Here is a 16,400-nt window from a genome sequence, read left to right as displayed (position 1 = left end):
AGGTTTGAAGATCGGCGCATGGGTGATCGTCGCACTGCTGCTGATTGTGATGGTCATCCTGGCCGTGGTGCTCGGTAGCCAAAGCGGTAGCCGCTGGGCGTTGGACCGGGTGCCTGGCCTGCAGGTCAGCGATTTCCAGGGCCGCCTCGGCGGCCACTGGCAGGCGCGTGAACTGGTGTGGGACGACGGCAAGCATCGCGTCGTCGTGCAAGCGCCGCAGCTGGACTGGACGCCGGCTTGCCTGCTGCGCTCGGCGCTGTGCATCGATCGCCTGCAAGCGCAGCGCATCGACATGGCCTTCGCGCCTAGTGAGCCCGAACCGGACAGCGGCCCGCTGCAGCTGCCGACCCTGGACCTGCCCTTGGCCATCGAGCTGGGCGAGCTGCAGGTGGGCCAGTTGCGCCTGGACGGCAACGACCTGTTGGGCGACCTGCAACTGGCCGCACACTGGACTGCCCAGGGTTTGCGCATCGACCGCCTGCACGTGCAGCGTGAAGACCTGCATGCCGAACTGCAAGGCCTGGTGACGCCCAATGGCGACTGGCCTTTGCAGTTGAGCGGCATCGCGCAGTTGCCGCCAGTGGACGGCAAGCCGCTGCAACTGCAATTGGACGTCAAGGGCGAGCTGCAAAAGACCTTGACGGTAGAGGCGGTGACCCAGGGTTACATCGAGGCGACACTGAACGGCCAAGTGCAAGCACTGGCCGAGCATTTACCCGCAACGGTGCAAATCCGTTCGAAAGCATTCAAACCCAGTCAAGCGTTGCCAGATACCTTGCAATTCAATGACATGCAACTCGATGCCCATGGAAATCTGCAAGATGGCTTCGCGCTCGCTGGATCAGCCAGCCTGCCCGCGGAGAAAGGGCCCATTGCCCTCGCCCTCACGGGCCGGGCCGATGCCAAGGGTGCGCAGCTCAAAGCCCTCGACCTGACCGCCAGCGAACAGCAGCGCCTCAACCTGCAAGCCAACGTCGATTGGCAGGAGGGCCTGAAAGCCGACGCTCGGTTGGACTGGCTGGACTTCCCCTGGCTGCGCCTGTACCCGCTCGAACAGGCGCCACAGGTCGCGCTCAAGCGCTTCAAGGCGCAAGTGAACTATGTCGATGGCAACTACAGCGGTCGGTTCGATGGCGATCTGGACGGGCCGGCGGGTGCTTTCAGCCTGGCCAGCCCATTCGAGGGCGACCTGACCCAGGTCCGCCTGCCCAAGCTGGCGCTCAACGCTGGACAAGGCAAGGCGGCAGGCAGCGTCGCCCTAGGCTTCGCCGATGTTTTGGCCTGGGACGTCGACCTGCAACTGTCGGCGCTCGATCCGGCCTACTGGGTCGCGGAACTGCCCGGCACTCTGGCCGGCCCCCTGCGTAGCAAAGGGCAGATGAAAGACCAGCACCTGGATCTCGACGCGCAATTGGACCTCAAAGGGCGGCTGCGCGGGCAGCCAGCCATGCTCAAGGTCGATGCCCAAGGGGCTGGCGAGCGCTGGACGCTGGGTGCGCTGGCCATCCAGTTGGGCGCCAACTCCATCAAAGGGAGCGGTAGCCTGGAACAGCGCCTGGCCGGCCGCATCGACCTCGACCTGCCGCGTCTGGGCCAGCTCTGGCCGGGTTTGCAAGGCCAGGCCAACGGCCGTCTGGATGTGGCCGGCACCCTCGATGCGCCGCAAGGTTCGATGAAGCTGCAAGGTGTGGGGCTGGCCCAGGATGCCAACCGCATCCAGCGTCTGGACCTCGCCGCCAACCTGGACAAGAACCAGCGCGCCGTGGTCGACCTCAAGCTCACACAGATCAACGCCGGCGATACGGCCCTGGGTACTTTGATCGCCAACGGCAAGGGCACCCGCGCTCAACAGGCCGTCACACTGGGGCTCGACGGGCCACAGCTCAAACTCGACCTGGCGCTCGATGGCGCCCTGACCCAGGGTGACTGGCGTGGCCGGTTAGCCAGCGGTCGGGTACAGGCCGGTGGTCAGGACTGGCGCCTGCAAGGCCCTGCGAGCGTGAAACGGCTCGCCAGCGGGCAACTGGACCTGGGCGCCCACTGCTGGCGTTCCGGGCAAGCCAGCCTGTGCGGCGACGACCAGCGCCTGGCGCCCGATCCGCGTATCCGCTACCACCTCAAGCAGTTCCCTTTGCAGAGCCTGGCGCAGTGGATGCCCAAGGACTTCGCCTGGAAGGGCCTGCTCAATGCCGACGTCAACCTCGACATGCCAGCCAGCGGCCCGAAAGGCACTGTGCGGGTGGATGCCAGCGGCGGCACTCTGAGCCTGCGTGACAACGACCGCTGGATCGACTTCCCCTACCAGGCCCTGCGTGTGGACAGCACGTTGGCGCCGCGTCAGGTCGATACCCAGCTGAGGTTCCAGGGCAACCGTTTGGGCGCGCTGACCCTCAACGCCCGCATCGACCCCGTCGCTACGAACAAACCGCTGTCCGGCGATTTCGATCTGCGCGGGCTGGACGTGGCCGTGGCCCGACCCTTCGCACCGATGGTCGAGCGCCTCGCAGGGCAACTGAACGGCAGTGGACGCATTTCCGGCACGCTGCTGGCGCCCCTGGTGAACGGCAACGTCACGCTCAGCGGTGGCGAGGTCAGCGGTCCGGAGCTGCCGCTCAGCCTGCAGGACCTGTCGATCCAGGCCGCGATCGCCGGCGAGCAGGTGCAGCTCGATGGCAATTGGCGCAGTGGCGCAGCGGGGCGAGGACGGATCGGTGGGCAGATCACCTGGGGACAGGCGCTGGGCGTCGACGTCCGTGTGCAGGGGCAGCAGTTGCCGGTCACCGTCGAACCCTATGCCACCTTGGACGTGGCGCCTGACCTGAACATCCGCTTGATCGACGACAAGCTGGCCATCGTCGGCAAGGTTCAGGTGCCCAAAGGCGATATCACCATCCGCCAACTGCCGCCATCGACGGTCAAGGTGTCGGATGACACGGTGATCGTGGGCGAGCAGACCGCCGAGGGCAAACCGCCCATGGCCATGGCGATGGATATCGACGTCGAGGTGGGTCGAGAAAAACTGGCCTTCAGCGGCTTCGGCCTCACCGCCAATCTCAAGGGGCGGGTGCACATCGGCGACAACATGGATACGCGCGGTGAGCTCAACCTGGCCGACGGACGCTATCGAGCCTATGGCCAGCGCCTGACGATCCGCCGCGCGCGGCTGTTGTTCGCCGGGCCCATCGCCCAGCCCTATCTGGACATCGAAGCGATCCGCCAGGTCGACGACGTGACCGCAGGGATCCGCCTGACCGGTAACGCCGAACAGCCGACGGCCACCGTCTTCGCCGAGCCGGCCATGAGCCAGGAGCAAGCGCTGTCGTATCTGGTCCTCGGGCGGCCATTAGGCAATACCGGAGAGGATAACAACATGCTCGCACAGGCCGCGTTGGGGCTGGGTCTGGCCGGTAGCGCAGGCTTCACCGGTGGCTTGGCCACGCGGTTGGGCATCGAGGACTTCCAGCTCGATACCGAAGGCAGTGGGGACAGCACCAGCGTGGTGGCCAGTGGCAATTTGACGGAGCGTCTCAGCCTGCGCTACGGGGTAGGCGTGTTCGAACCGGCCAATACCATCGCGCTGCGTTACAAGCTGAGCAAGAAGGTCTACGTGGAAGCTGCCAGTGGCGTGGCGAGTTCGCTGGACATCTTCTACAAGAGGGACTTCTGAAGTTGCCGCGTTCCAAGTGTCTGGCGCTGCAACCCGCTAGCGCCAGGATGCCCGAGGCGCAGGCTCACGGCATCCTGGTATAGGTCTGGCTCATGACTGGAGCGTATCCAGAAAGGGAAGGGGTCAGTGCTGGCGGCGAATGTTGCCGATCTGTCGCAGACTCAAACCGTACTTGTCAGCCAAGAGACTGCGCGAGCAGCCATTGGCACTTTCTTGCTGGATTTGCAGGTTGCGAATCTGGCGCTGGAAGTGATCGACCTTGGGGATTTCCAAGGCCATTCCGGAAAACCGTTTGATCAACGAATCGAGTGCATCGACGGGCAGCACATCGACCAGACGGGTGCGTTCGCGGTGTTTGGGAATGTATTTGGGTCGCCCGCCGTAGGCGTGGGTCAGTTTATAGGCGTTTTCGATGCCGATGCATTCGATGAGCGACTGCAGCGATTCAGGTAGTTGATGGGTGTCGATATGGGACAGATCGGGCATTTCCATGATGAAGTCCTCAGATGGGGTGAACACGACGGGCATCCGGCACCTGGTGGCACGTCGGCGTGCTCCGGAACCTGGGCGAATTGTCGAACAGCGTCTGAGGGGTCGCTAGGCGACAATCGGGCCGCCTCTCGTAGTCTTGAAGGGGCCAAGTTTGCAGGCATCGTGGTACGCCGACGTAGGAAGTGTCACTTGCCAGGCCCGCCAAGCCCGACCTTTCGGAGCGAAGTGTCAGTTATGGTCAAATGCCTAACCCTACCCTCGAGTGAGTAAGCCCATTTACCGGAGACGGTAACCTGTGCCAGATCGCGGTATGATGCGCGCCGCGCCTGACTCCCCTTTCACTCGATGCACCAAGGATTTATCCGATGACCCATATGCAGCGCCTCAAATATTCGATTCTGATCCTCGTCGTCATGCTGTGCCTGATGCTGGGCCTGTCTCATCTGCAAAAGCAGGGCACCATCAGCGAGCAGACTTTCCAATACCTGGCGATCGCTATCGCGGTCGTGGTCGTGGTGATCAATGGGGTCTTGCGCCGCAAAGTCAGGCAGCGCTGAGTTACAGGCCAGTCGTTGCGCCCGGCCATGTCTGCGGTCAGCGCTTCTCGAGTACCGCCAATGCGGGCGGGTTGAGGCTGTAGCACTTGTCATCGCCTAAGGTGAGCACGCCTTCCACGCACAAGCGTTTGAGCACTTCGCGCACGCTCAGGAATGACAACGGAATGTCCAGTTGCTCCAGCTGCGCATGTACGCCCCGCACACCGATACGGCGGCTTTGCCTGTCGGCCATGTGCAAGGCGTCGATCACCTTCAGTCGGATCAGGCTGGTGCGCAAGCCATAGACGCGCAGCAACTCGCGGATCTGTTCGTTGCCCAGGCGATCCTGAGCGGTCTGCGCGGTGCCGGTCAGGCCTGTGCCCGCCGGCTTGGTTGGCTCAGCGCGCGGTGTCGTGTTGTACATGTGCAGAATGCTCCCTTTCGTCTTCGGTCCCAAATGTGTGTGCCTCAATGAAGTAAGACGAACGAGAACGAAAAATCTGCACCCGAGTTGAAAAAATTTGCCAGCACGCTGCGCTGCGCTCTTCAGACGTGCACTTGCCCCGGTAAATTTTCCAGCCCTTCGCTTCGTTTGATCGTGATGACCCTCGAATCGATCAGGAGCACCTGTGACCATACGTTCGCGCCCGCTGGCGTGCCTCAGCCTGTCAGCCGCCGTTCTCGCCGCCATCGCTGCGCAAGCCCATGCCACGCCCTCCGAGGCCAGTGCGCAGATTCGCCGTACCACGTTCGGCGTGCCGCATATCCTGGCCAAAGACGAGCGTGGCTTGGGCTATGGCATCGGTTACGCCTATGGCCAGGACAACCTGTGTCTGCTGGCCGACGAGGTACTGACCGTGAACGGCGAGCGGTCGCATTATCACGGTAGTCAGGGTACGACCATCGATCGGCGCAACAATCTCGACAGCGACCTGTTTTTCACCTGGCTCAACGCTCCGGCTGCGGTCGACGATTTCCTGCAGGCACAACCTGCAGCCGTACGCGCATTGCTCGATGGCTATGCCAGTGGTTACAACCGTGCGCTGGCCGAGCGCCGCGCCCAGGGCCTGCCCAGCGAATGTGGCGACGGCGCGGGCGTGCGGCCGATCACCAGTCGCGACCTGGTCAAGCTGACCCGCCGCTTGCTTGCCGAAGGTGGAGTAGGGCAGTTCGCCGAAGCGCTGGCCGGCGCCACGCCACCGGGCCTTGCCATGGCGCCCGCCGCTTCGCGGTTCGCCAGCGCCTTGGCACGCCAGCAGCGCTTCGCCAGCGAGCGTGGCAGCAACGCCATCGCGGTGGGCGCACAGCGCTCGGCGAACGGTCATGGGCTGTTGCTGGCCAATCCGCACTTTCCCTGGGTGGGCGGGCTGCGTTTCTATCAGATGCACCTGACCATCGCCGGCCGGCTCGACGTCATGGGCGCCGCATTGCCCGGACTGCCGCTGATCAACATCGGCTTCAACCCACACCTGGCCTGGACCCACACCGTCGACAGTTCCAAGCACTTCACCCTCTATCGCTTGCAGCTCGACCCCAAGGACCCGACACGTTACCTGCTCGACGGCGTGTCTCGCCCTTTGCAGCGCCAGACGTTGACGGTCACCGTCAAAGACGAACAGGGCCAGCTCAACCCCGTACGCCGCGAGGTTTACAGTTCCGTCTTCGGGCCCATCGTACAGTGGCCTGGACGCCTGGACTGGGATGACAAGTACGCTTACAGCCTGCGCGACGCCAATCTGGCCAACACGCGTGTGCTGCAACAGTGGTACCAGATCAACCGCGCCGACAGCCTGGGCGCGCTCAAGCGCTCCATCGGTGAAACCCAGGGGATTCCATGGGTCAACACCCTGGCCGTGGACGCCGGCGGCGAGGCGTTATACCTGAATCAGTCGGTGGTGCCCTATGTCGACCAAGCGCTGTTGGCCACGTGCAGCGACCCGGCAGCGGCCGGTCAGCCACTGGTGGTGCTCGACGGTTCGCGCCAGGCCTGCGCATGGAAGGTCGACCCGCAGGCAGCACAGCCGGGGATCTTCCCGGCCAAGCAACTGCCCAGCGTGCAACGGCGCGATTTCGTGCAGCACTCGAACGATTCGGCCTGGATGGCCAACCCCGCGCAACCGCTGACCGGCTTCTCGCCTGTGGTGAGCCGCGCCGAACAGCCGCTGGGCCTGCGCAGCCGCTTCGCACTGGACCGCCTGCAAGGGCAGGGCAAGCTCGATGCCAGCGCATTGCGCGATCTGGTGCTGGACGACGAAGTGTACCTGGCGCAGCTGCTACGACCCGATCTGCAACGGTGGTGCGCCACGGCGCAGAGCGACCTGGCAGCCCTGTGCGCCAGCCTGCAGGCCTGGAACGGCAAGGCCGATCCCGACAGCGGGCTGGGCTGGATGCATTTCCAGAATCTGTTCGCCGATCTCGCCAGCCATCCCGAACTGTGGCGCGTGCCGTTCGACCCCGCCGACCCGCAGCATACCCCCCGTGGCCTGGCGGTGGAGCAGGCGGCGGTGCGTGCGCATCTGCGCGAAGCGGCGCTGGCGTCATTGCGCAAGGTGCAGGAGGAGGGTATCGCCGACGACGCGCAGTGGGGGCAGATCCAGCAGTCGGCGGCGGGCACCCCGGTGGCGGGAGGGCCGCAGGCCCTTGGCGTCTACAACTCGATGGTCAGCGTGCCGGTGGCACCCGGCAAACGGCGTGTCGTGAGCGGCACCAGCTATCTGCAAGTGGTGACGTTCACCGAACGTGGCCCGCAGGCCCAGGGGTTGCTGGCGTTCTCGCTCTCCAGCGAAGCGGCTTCGCCGCATTTCGACGACCAGACCCGCGCCTTCGCCGCACGCCAGTTGGCGCCACTGCCGTTCACCGAGGCGCAGATCGAGGCCGATCCGCAGTACCGGGTCTACAGCATCAGCGAGAGCGACGCGGCCCAAGGCTCGCGCTAAGCGCGATCTGCAAGCGCCTGCTCGATCGGGAAGCTGTACAGGCGCAGGCCGTGTTCGTCGGCCTGCACTGCCCAGCCGCTGCGTTCCCAGTCGCCCAGGACGATGCGCCGTGCCGGCTGACCTTCGACCAACAGGTCGTGGACAGCCGGACGATGGGTATGGCCATGGATCAACGTGCGCACGCCATGCGCCGCCATCTGTCGTGGCACTTCCTCGAGGGTGACGTCGACGATGTCGCTGGCCTTCATGCGCGTTTGCGCGCGGCTTTCGCTGCGTAGCTTGCGTGCCAGCTTGTGTCTGGTGGACAACGGCAGGTGGCGCAGCACCCAGAGGGTCAGCGGATTGCGCAGGTAGCGGCGCAGCTTCATGTAGGCCACATCTTGCGTGCACAAGGTATCGCCGTGCATCAGCAGGACCCGTTCGCCGCTCAGCTCCACCACGCATGGATCGGGCAACAAGATACAGCCGGCCGCTTTGCAGAAGGCCTTGCCGATGAGGAAGTCGCGGTTGCCGTGCATCAGCAGCACCTGCGTGCCGCTGTCGCTCAGTTGGCGCAGCGCCTGGCAGATCGAGCGCTGGAAGGGCGTCATGGCATCGTCGCCGATCCAGGCTTCGAAGAAGTCGCCCAGGATGTACAGAGCCTTGGCCTGCCGCGCAGGGCCCGCCAGCAGATCGAGAAACGCCCGGGTGATGTCCGGGCGTTGTTCTTGCAGGTGCAGATCGGAGATCAGCAGTATCACTCAACGATCTCGGCTTTCTCGATGATCACGTCGTCTTTCGGCACGTCCTGGTGGCCCGCTTTGGAACCGGTGGCGACCTTTTCGATGGCGTCGACCACTTCACGGCCTTCGATCACTTCGCCGAATACCGCATAGCCCCAGCCCTGGGTGTTCTTGCCGCTGTGGTTGAGGAAGTCGTTGTCGGAAGCGTTGATGAAGAATTGCGCGGAGGCCGAGTGCGGGTCCATGGTGCGCGCCATGGCGATGCTGTACTTCTGGTTCTTCAGGCCGTTGTCGGCTTCGTTCTGGATGCTGGTGCGGGTTTTCTTCTGGCTCATGTCGGCCGAGAAACCGCCGCCCTGGATCATGAAGCCTTTGATCACACGGTGGAAGATGGTGCCGTCGAAGTGGCCTTCCTTGACGTACTGCACGAAGTTCTCGACGGTCTGCGGGGCTTTTTCGGCGTTCAGTTGCAGGACGATGTCGCCGTGGTTGGTGCTCAGTTTGACTTTGGACATGCGGGAACTCGCTGTTTGAGGCATGGAAATGGGCGCTGCGCCAGGCGCGTGCGCTTACCTGACGAGGGATGGGACCTGCGCGACACATCGAAGGTGCCGCGCTTGGGCCGAACCGAGACAAATCGCACTGGATTGCGGTGTTCGGCTGTCAGCCCCTTGACTGCATCGGCTATGATAGGCGTTTTGATTCGATCGGCCTACCCGGCCCGACACGTGCATTCAAGGATCCTATGAGCAAGCCCACCGCCGACCACGCGCCCAACGCTGCCGCCAAAGGCGCTCCCGTAGCCCCAGCGAACTTCCTGCGGCCCATCGTCCAGGCCGATCTGGACGCCGGCAAGCACGCCAGCATCGTCACCCGTTTCCCCCCGGAACCCAACGGTTACCTGCACATCGGCCACGCCAAGTCGATCTGCGTCAACTTCGGCCTGGCCGAGGAGTTCGGCGGCGCGTGCCATCTGCGCTTCGACGACACCAACCCGGCCAAGGAAGACCAGGAGTACATCGACGCCATCCAGCGCGACGTCAAGTGGCTGGGTTTTCAGTGGGCCGGCGAGGTGCGCTACGCCTCCGACTACTTCGGCCAACTGCACGAGTGGGCGGTCGAGCTGATCAAGCGTGGCAAGGCCTATGTGTGCGACCTGACCCCCGAGCAAGCCAAGGAATACCGCGGCAACCTGGTCGAACCGGGCAAGAACAGCCCGTTCCGCGAGCGCAGCGTCGAGGAGAACCTCGACCTGTTCGCGCGTATGAAGGCCGGCGAGTTCAAGGACGGTGAGCGCGTGCTGCGCGCCAAGATCGACATGGCCTCGCCGAACATGAACCTGCGCGATCCGATCCTCTACCGCATCCGCCACGCGCACCATCACCAGACGGGCGACGCCTGGTGCATCTACCCCAACTACGACTTCACCCACGGCCAATCCGACGCCATCGAAGGCATCACCCACTCCATCTGCACCCTGGAGTTCGAAGGCCACCGCCCGCTGTACGACTGGTTCCTGGACAACCTGCCGGTGCCGGCGCGCCCGCGCCAGTACGAGTTCAGCCGTCTGAACCTGAACTACACCATCACCTCCAAGCGCAAGCTCAAGCAGTTGGTGGACGAAAAGCACGTCGAGGGCTGGGACGACCCGCGTATGTCGACGCTGTCGGGCTATCGCCGCCGCGGCTTCACCCCGGCGTCGATCCGCAACTTCTGCGACATGATCGGCACCAACCGCTCCGACGGCGTGGTCGACATGTCGATGCTCGAGTTCAGCATCCGCGACGACCTCGACCGCACTGCACCGCGCGCCATGTGCGTGCTGCGCCCGCTGAAAGTGGTCATCACCAACTACCCCGAAGGCCAGGTCGAGCAACTGGAGCTGGCGCGCCATCCCAAGGAAGACATGGGCGTGCGCACGCTGCCGTTCGCCCGCGAGCTGTACATCGACCGCGACGATTACATGGAAACCCCGCCCAAGGGCTACAAGCGCCTGGAGCCGGCCGGTGAGGTGCGCCTGCGCGGCAGCTACGTGATCCGTGCCGACGAGGCGATCAAGGACGCCGACGGTAACATCGTCGAACTGCGCTGCTCATACGACCCGGACACCCTCGGCAAGAATCCCGAAGGGCGCAAGGTCAAAGGCGTGATCCATTGGGTGCCGGCTGCGGCCAGCGTCGAGTGCGAGGTACGCCTGTACGATCGCCTGTTCCGCTCGCCGAACCCGGAAAAGACCGAAGACGGCGGCACCTTCCTCGACAACATCAACCCCGACTCGCTGCAAGTGCTCAGCGGCTGCCGTGCCGAGCCGTCGCTGGCCCAGGCCCAGCCCGAAGACCGCTTCCAGTTCGAGCGCGAAGGCTATTTCTGCGCCGACCTCAAGGACAGCCAGCCGGGCCGTCCCGTGTTCAACCGCACCGTCACCCTGCGTGACTCCTGGGGCAGCTGAGGAACCGTCGTGCTTACCGTCTACAACACCCTGAGCAAGCAGAAAGAAGTCTTCAAACCGCTCGACGGCAACAATGTGCGCATGTACGTGTGCGGCATGACCGTGTACGACTACTGCCACCTGGGCCACGGCCGCAGCATGGTGGCCTTCGACCTTGTCACGCGCTGGCTGCGCAAGAGCGGCTACGCGCTGACCTACGTGCGCAACATCACCGACATCGACGACAAGATCATCAACCGCGCCAACCAGTACGGCGAGCGTTTCGATGAGCTGACCGCGCGCATGATCGACGCGATGCACGAGGACGAACGGCGCCTCAACATCCTGCCGCCTGACCAGGAGCCGCGTGCCACCGACCATATTCCCGGCATGCACGCGATGATCCAGACACTGATCGACAAGGGCTATGCCTACGCACCGGGCAACGGCGACGTGTACTACCGTGTCGGCAAGTTCGTCGGCTACGGCAAGCTGTCGCGACGCAAGGTCGAAGACCTGCGCATCGGCGCGCGCATCGAAGTCGGCGAGGCCAAACAGGACCCGCTCGATTTCGTGCTGTGGAAGGGCGTCAAGCCTGGCGAGCCGAGCTGGGATTCGCCGTGGGGGCCGGGCCGGCCGGGCTGGCACATCGAGTGCTCGGTGATGTCGACCTGCTGCCTGGGCGAGAGCTTCGACATCCACGGCGGCGGCAGCGACCTGGAGTTCCCGCACCACGAGAACGAGATCGCCCAGAGCGAGGCGGCCACCGGCAAGCCGTACGCCAACGCTTGGATGCACTGCGGCATGATCCGCATCAATGGCGAGAAGATGTCCAAGTCCCTGAACAACTTCTTCACCATCCGCGACGTGCTCGACAAGTACCATCCCGAGGTGGTGCGCTACCTGCTGGTGGCCAGCCACTACCGCAGCGCGATCAACTATTCCGAAGACAGCCTGCGTGACGCCAAGGCTGCCCTGGAGCGGTTCTACCACGCGCTGCGCGGGCTACCGCGGGTGGCGCCGGCCGGTGGCGAGGCGTTCGTCGAACGCTTCACCCAGGCGATGAACGACGATTTCGGCACGCCCGAAGCCTGCGCCGTGTTGTTCGACCTGGTGCGCGAAATCAACCGCCTGCGCGAGAGCGACCCTGAGGCAGCCGCTGGGCTGGCCGGGCGTCTGCGCGAGCTGAGCGACGTGCTGGGTGTGCTGCAGCTCGAAGCCGACGATTTCCTGCGCGCAGGCGCCGAAGGCAAAGTCGACGCCGCCGAAGTGGAAGCGCTGATCCAGGCACGCCTGCAAGCGCGCAGCGAGAAGAACTGGGCCGAGTCGGACCGGATTCGCGACCAGATCACGGCGATGGGGGTGGTGTTGGAAGACAGTAAGGGCACCACGACCTGGCGCCTGGCGGACTGACCGGAAACTTCCGATCGGTGGAACCGTCCCGGAGGCGATTCCCTACGTCATCCCTGGGAATACGCCTGCGTTCGTAGGAGCGGCCGGCCGGCGCTCCGGTTCAGTCGCGATGGCCGGCACAGCCGGCCTATTCCAGGCAACACGTTCTCCTGAAGGATCGCGGTGGCTGGACCGGGCCTGCAATGCAGGGCATCGCGACTGAACCGGAGCGCCGGCCGGTCGCTCCCACAGAGAACATTCCATGCCGTGGCGGTCCTTGGTCACTGGCTATCCGGCGACGAAGCCAGGGCAGCACCAGCACTGATGGCCGTTCGTCGTGCACGAAAGGCCACTTGCAGTCCTCCTGCGTCACACCCGGAACTGATCCATCAAACCCTGCTGCTGATTGGCCAGTTGGTTCAACGACTGGCTGACCCGCGCCGATTCGTTGGCCTGCCCCGACAGCGACTCGGTCACGTCACGGATGGTGGCGATGTTGCTGTTGATCTCCTCGGCCACGGCGCTTTGCTCTTCCGCAGCGCTGGCGATCTGCAGGTTCATGTCGGTGATGACCGACACCGCATGGCCGATCCGTTGCAGCGCAGCCGCAGCGGCAGACACCTGTTCCACCCCGCCTTGAGCCTGCTGATGGCCGCCTTGCATGGCGCCGACCACCTCTTCGGTGCCGGCTTGCAGGGCTTCGATCACCTGACGGGTTTCTTCCACCGACTCCTGGGTCCGCCGGGCCAGGTTGCGCACCTCGTCGGCCACCACGGCGAAGCCGCGACCCGCTTCGCCCGCACGGGCCGCTTCGATGGCGGCGTTGAGGGCGAGGAGGTTGGTTTGTTCGGCGATCGAGCGGATCACTTCGAGCACCGAGCCGATCTTGTCGCTGTTCTGTGCCAATCCCGCCACTTGAGCCATGGCCGTGCTCATGTCGGCGGCCAGGTGGTCGATGCTTTGCGTGGTGCGCTCGATTACCGTCAAGCCCTCGCGGGTGGCCTGGTCGGCGTCGCGTGCCGCTTGCGCCGCCTGGGCCGCGCTGCGGGCGACGTCCTGGGCGGTGGCGCTCATTTCGTGGGACGCCGTGGCGGCCTGATCGACCTGGCGGTACTGCTGTTCCATGCCGGCGCTGGTCTGGCTGGCGATGGCCGCCGACTGGTCGGCGGTGCCACGCGCGGCCTGCACCGACGCTTTCACCTCGGCGATGGTCGGTTGCAGCTTGTCGAGGAAACGGTTGAACCAGCCGGCCAGTTCGCCCAGTTCGTCGCGCTTGTCGTAGGTCAGGCGGCGGGTGAGGTCGCCTTCGCCGCTGGCGATGTCCTTGAGCATGGCCGCGACGCCCAGAATCGGCCGAGTCACACCGCGCGCCAGCAGCCAGACCAACAGCAGGCCGGCGATGGCTGCGGCGACGCCGAGGGCCAATTGCAGCAGCATGCCCTCACGGTTGAGGGTGTCGAGTTCGCTTTTCAGGCTTTCGGCAGGTGCGGTCAGCACGCTCTTGGGCAAGTCCAGCAACACGCCCCAGCGTTTGCTGCCGGGCACCGGTTCGAAGCTGGTCAGCACCTTGAGCCGATGCTCGTGTTCGACCACCTGCTGCGCCTGGCTCTGGCCGAGGGTGCGCACCAGCTCCGCGCCCTGCGGGTCAACCTGCTCATAGCGCTGTGCGAGCTTACTGGCATCGGCGCTGTAGCCGGCCAGCAACCCGGCCGGGCTGAGGATGCCGACCGTGGTGCGGCCCTCGTAGAGGCCGGCGCTGGCACGTTCGCTGATGGCTTGCAGGCTGTTGAGGTTGATGTCGGTGGACAACGTACCGATGGCTTTGCCGTTCTCCATCAGCGGGAAGACGATGCTGGTCATCAGCACCTGTTGGCCGTCGATGGCATAGAAATAGGGTTCGCTGATGCACACCTTGGCGGTGCTACGCGGGCAGACCCACCAAGTGTTGGCCGGCTCGCCGCTAGGGCCGATGCTGGTGTCGGCCATGTCCCGCTCGGGCAGGGCCATGGCCGTGAGCTGGCCGGGGCGCGGTTGCGACCAGTACAACGCGAAGCGGCCGTCGGCATTGCTGCCCAGCGCCTCCTGGCCGGCGAACTGGCTGTCTTGGCGATCGAGGGCGTTGGGCTCGAAGACCAGCGAGAAACCGAGCAGGTCGGGGTTGCCTTGCAAGGCCTTCTGCACTTGCGCGGTCAGGTCCTGACGCAGGTCGCGGGCGTCGAACTGACGCTTGCGCGCCTGCTCGCGCATGAACATCACCTGGCGCGCGACGCCGGCGCCGTACTGGTAGGCATCCATGAACTGACGTCGCACGTTCAGCCCCTGGGCCTCGCTCTGCGCTTCCAGCCGTGCTTGGGCGACCTTGCCCAGCATCTGCATGCTGCTCGCCTCGACCAGGCCGGCGCTGGCATTCATGCGGTACAGCGATAGGCCGACCAGCAAGGTGACGATGCCGGCCAGGCACAAGCCGGCCAGCAGGGTGATCTTCCATTGGATGGACAATTGACGCAGCGGCATGGGGCACTCTCTTGGAATCGGTTCAGGTTCTGGACGACTCGACCCGCTTCACCCCGTGGCAGGGCCAGGAGGGCCGGCCCAAGCAACCTGGGTGAGGGTGCTTTACGCAAGCGCATGCTCGGTCCGCCTGGCCTGGCGTCGGCCCGCGGGTCTGTCGTCAGTTTCCGGGGCTCGCAACTGCATCGGCGCTGGCAGGTGTTTCTTTATCCAAGCGTCCGAGAAAAACCTGGCGAGCAGGCGAGCCGTGGGCTGCGTCGCTTTGACAAGCGGGCAGGGCTGCTTCAGAGTGTGCGCCCTCCAACAACGACCATCCTTTCGTACCGGCCCTGCCGTGGGCAGCCTGGCGCCGGTGCGCTCGCTTTCGTCTGTCGCAACGAGGTACTCGAAGAAATGAATGCAGTCATTGCCGCGGTCGGCGTCATGCTGATCCTGAGCCTGTCCCGTGTGCACGTGGTCATCGCGTTGATCATCGGCGCCCTGACCGGTGGGCTGGTCGGCGGTCTGGGCATCGAAGGCACGCTGCAAGCCTTCAATACGGGTCTGGGCGGCGGCGCGACGGTGGCGTTGTCCTACGCTTTGCTCGGGGCGTTCGCCGTGGCCATCGCCAAATCGGGCCTGGCCCACGCCCTGGCCGACCGTGCGCTGGCGATGTTCGACCGCCAGCGGCAGGCCGAGGGCGGCAAGGTCAAATGGCTGTTGATCGGCCTGTTGCTGGTGGTGGCGGTGGCTTCGCAGAACATCCTGCCCATCCACATCGCGTTCATTCCGCTGTTGGTGCCGCCGCTGTTGTACGTACTGACGCGCCTGCGCATCGACCGGCGAATGATCGCCTGCGTGATCACCTTCGGTTTGATCACACCGTACATCTTCCTGCCGGTGGGCTTCGGTCACATCTTCCTCAACCAGATCCTGCTGGCCAGCGTCAGCCGCGCCGGGGTCGATGTCAGTGGCATCAACGTCACCCACGCCATGGCCTTGCCAGCGGCGGGCATGCTCTTCGGGCTACTGGTGGCGGTGTTCGTCAGCTACCGACGCAAGCGCGATTACGACCTGGCGCGCATCGAGCAGGTCGAGCAGGTCAGCGTGCAGTACAACCCGCTGACCCTGCTGGTGGCCGGGCTGGCCATCCTGGCGGCGTTCGTCGTGCAGCTGTGGCTGGATTCGATGATCATCGGCGCGATGGTCGGCTTTTTGATCTTTTCGCTATCAGGCATCGTGCGCTGGAAAGACACCGACGACCTGTTCACCGAAGGCATGAAGATGATGGCCATGATCGGCTTCATCCTGATTTCCTCGTCGGGCTTCGCCGAAGTGATCAAAAGCACCGGCGAGGTGAAGTCGCTGGTCGAGGCCGCGGCACAGTGGATCGACCACAGCAAGGGCATTGGTGCGCTGTTGATGCTGTTGGTGGGGTTGCTGGTGACCATGGGCATCGGCTCGTCGTTCTCGACCGTGCCGATCCTGGCGGCGATCTTCGTGCCGCTGTGCCTGCAGCTGGGCTTCGACCCGCTGGCCACGGTGTGCATCGTCGGTACGGCAGGGGCCTTGGGCGACGCCGGCTCACCAGCGTCGGACTCGACCCTGGGGCCGACCTCGGGCCTGAACGTCGACGGCCAGCACCATCACATCTGGGATACCGTGGTACCGACCTTCCTGCATTACAACCTACCGTTGCTGGCCTTCGGCTGGCTGGCGGCGATGGTGCTGTAAGGC

11 protein-coding genes and 1 pseudogene are annotated in these 16,400 nt (G+C 64.7%); 6 read left to right on the top strand and 6 right to left on the bottom strand.

What is annotated here, in order from left to right; translation table 11 throughout:
- The first annotated feature begins 49 nt into the window (after window positions 1–49).
- Window positions 50–3,667, top strand: coding sequence for a translocation/assembly module TamB domain-containing protein (locus AA0Z93_RS19365; protein ID WP_413048397.1), 3,618 nt, complete (start codon window positions 50–52; stop codon window positions 3,665–3,667).
- Between the two features lie 123 nt (window positions 3,668–3,790).
- Here the strand turns inward: AA0Z93_RS19365 and AA0Z93_RS19360 are convergent, their stop codons facing one another.
- On the bottom strand, window positions 3,791–4,159 hold the full coding sequence (locus AA0Z93_RS19360) for a transcriptional regulator (RefSeq protein ID WP_413048398.1): 369 nt from the start codon (window positions 4,157–4,159) through the stop codon (window positions 3,791–3,793).
- Window positions 4,160–4,524: 365 nt separating this feature from the next.
- Between AA0Z93_RS19360 and AA0Z93_RS19355 the strand changes: the two genes are divergently transcribed.
- The gene (locus AA0Z93_RS19355; RefSeq protein ID WP_413047368.1) at window positions 4,525–4,716 is read left to right on the top strand and encodes a hypothetical protein; all 192 of its coding nucleotides are present in this window, start codon (window positions 4,525–4,527) and stop codon (window positions 4,714–4,716) included.
- A gap of 37 nt (window positions 4,717–4,753) precedes the next feature.
- Here AA0Z93_RS19355 and AA0Z93_RS19350 read toward each other — a convergent pair whose 3' ends face one another.
- Window positions 4,754–5,119 carry a fe2+ zn2+ uptake regulation protein gene (locus AA0Z93_RS19350; RefSeq protein ID WP_413047369.1) on the bottom strand — a complete coding sequence of 122 codons (366 nt, stop codon included), beginning with the start codon at window positions 5,117–5,119 and terminating at the stop codon, window positions 4,754–4,756.
- Between the two features lie 205 nt (window positions 5,120–5,324).
- Here AA0Z93_RS19350 and AA0Z93_RS19345 point away from each other — a divergent pair, with 205 nt between their 5' ends.
- Window positions 5,325–7,631, top strand: a complete 2,307-nt coding sequence (locus AA0Z93_RS19345) for an acylase (protein WP_413047370.1) — start codon at window positions 5,325–5,327, stop codon at window positions 7,629–7,631.
- Here the strand turns inward: AA0Z93_RS19345 and lpxH are convergent.
- Together lpxH and AA0Z93_RS19335 are read right to left on the bottom strand one after the other, a co-directional pair.
- The gene (lpxH, locus tag AA0Z93_RS19340) at window positions 7,628–8,371 is read right to left on the bottom strand and encodes a UDP-2,3-diacylglucosamine diphosphatase (RefSeq protein WP_413047371.1); all 744 of its coding nucleotides are present in this window, start codon (window positions 8,369–8,371) and stop codon (window positions 7,628–7,630) included. The genes AA0Z93_RS19345 and lpxH overlap by 4 nt on opposite strands.
- The gene (locus tag AA0Z93_RS19335; RefSeq protein ID WP_413047372.1) at window positions 8,368–8,868 is read right to left on the bottom strand and encodes a peptidylprolyl isomerase; all 501 of its coding nucleotides are present in this window, start codon (window positions 8,866–8,868) and stop codon (window positions 8,368–8,370) included. The genes lpxH and AA0Z93_RS19335 overlap by 4 nt, the downstream gene beginning before the upstream one ends.
- Before the next feature lie 230 nt (window positions 8,869–9,098).
- Here AA0Z93_RS19335 and AA0Z93_RS19330 point away from each other — a divergent pair, with 230 nt between their 5' ends.
- Both AA0Z93_RS19330 and cysS read left to right on the top strand, forming a co-directional pair.
- On the top strand, window positions 9,099–10,802 hold the full coding sequence (locus AA0Z93_RS19330; protein WP_413047373.1) for a glutamine--tRNA ligase/YqeY domain fusion protein: 1,704 nt from the start codon (window positions 9,099–9,101) through the stop codon (window positions 10,800–10,802).
- 9 nt (window positions 10,803–10,811) lie between these two features.
- Window positions 10,812–12,194, top strand: a complete 1,383-nt coding sequence (gene cysS, locus AA0Z93_RS19325; RefSeq protein WP_413047374.1) for a cysteine--tRNA ligase — start codon at window positions 10,812–10,814, stop codon at window positions 12,192–12,194.
- A gap of 348 nt (window positions 12,195–12,542) precedes the next feature.
- Here the strand turns inward: cysS and AA0Z93_RS19320 are convergent, their stop codons facing one another.
- Both AA0Z93_RS19320 and AA0Z93_RS19315 read right to left on the bottom strand, forming a co-directional pair.
- The gene (locus AA0Z93_RS19320) at window positions 12,543–13,298 is read right to left on the bottom strand and encodes a methyl-accepting chemotaxis protein (protein WP_413048399.1); all 756 of its coding nucleotides are present in this window, start codon (window positions 13,296–13,298) and stop codon (window positions 12,543–12,545) included.
- 102 nt (window positions 13,299–13,400) lie between these two features.
- A pseudogene (locus AA0Z93_RS19315) lies at window positions 13,401–14,420 on the bottom strand (HAMP domain-containing protein); the annotation flags it as partial.
- A 657-nt stretch (window positions 14,421–15,077) separates the two neighbouring features.
- On the opposite strand from AA0Z93_RS19315, the gene AA0Z93_RS19310 reads away from it, so the two are divergent.
- Entirely contained in the window at window positions 15,078–16,397 is a 1,320-nt protein-coding gene (locus tag AA0Z93_RS19310; protein WP_413047375.1) for a Na+/H+ antiporter family protein, read from the top strand.
- Window positions 16,398–16,400: the final 3 nt, after the last annotated feature.

This window comes from Pseudomonas phoenicis, assembly GCF_047302395.1.
Lineage (GTDB): Bacteria > Pseudomonadota > Gammaproteobacteria > Pseudomonadales > Pseudomonadaceae > Aquipseudomonas.
This window is presented reverse-complemented; position numbering and strand designations above follow the sequence as displayed.

Coding starts and splice junctions, on each gene's coding strand:
- AA0Z93_RS19335 (WP_413047372.1), bottom strand. CDS start 8,868: ATGTCCAAAGTCAAACTGAGCACCAACCACGGCGACATCGTCCTGCAA.
- AA0Z93_RS19310 (WP_413047375.1), top strand. CDS start 15,078: ATGAATGCAGTCATTGCCGCGGTCGGCGTCATGCTGATCCTGAGCCTG.
- AA0Z93_RS19365 (WP_413048397.1), top strand. CDS start 50: ATGGTCATCCTGGCCGTGGTGCTCGGTAGCCAAAGCGGTAGCCGCTGG.
- AA0Z93_RS19330 (WP_413047373.1), top strand. CDS start 9,099: ATGAGCAAGCCCACCGCCGACCACGCGCCCAACGCTGCCGCCAAAGGC.
- AA0Z93_RS19320 (WP_413048399.1), bottom strand. CDS start 13,298: ATGGAACAGCAGTACCGCCAGGTCGATCAGGCCGCCACGGCGTCCCAC.
- AA0Z93_RS19360 (WP_413048398.1), bottom strand. CDS start 4,159: ATGGAAATGCCCGATCTGTCCCATATCGACACCCATCAACTACCTGAA.
- AA0Z93_RS19350 (WP_413047369.1), bottom strand. CDS start 5,119: ATGTACAACACGACACCGCGCGCTGAGCCAACCAAGCCGGCGGGCACA.
- AA0Z93_RS19355 (WP_413047368.1), top strand. CDS start 4,525: ATGACCCATATGCAGCGCCTCAAATATTCGATTCTGATCCTCGTCGTC.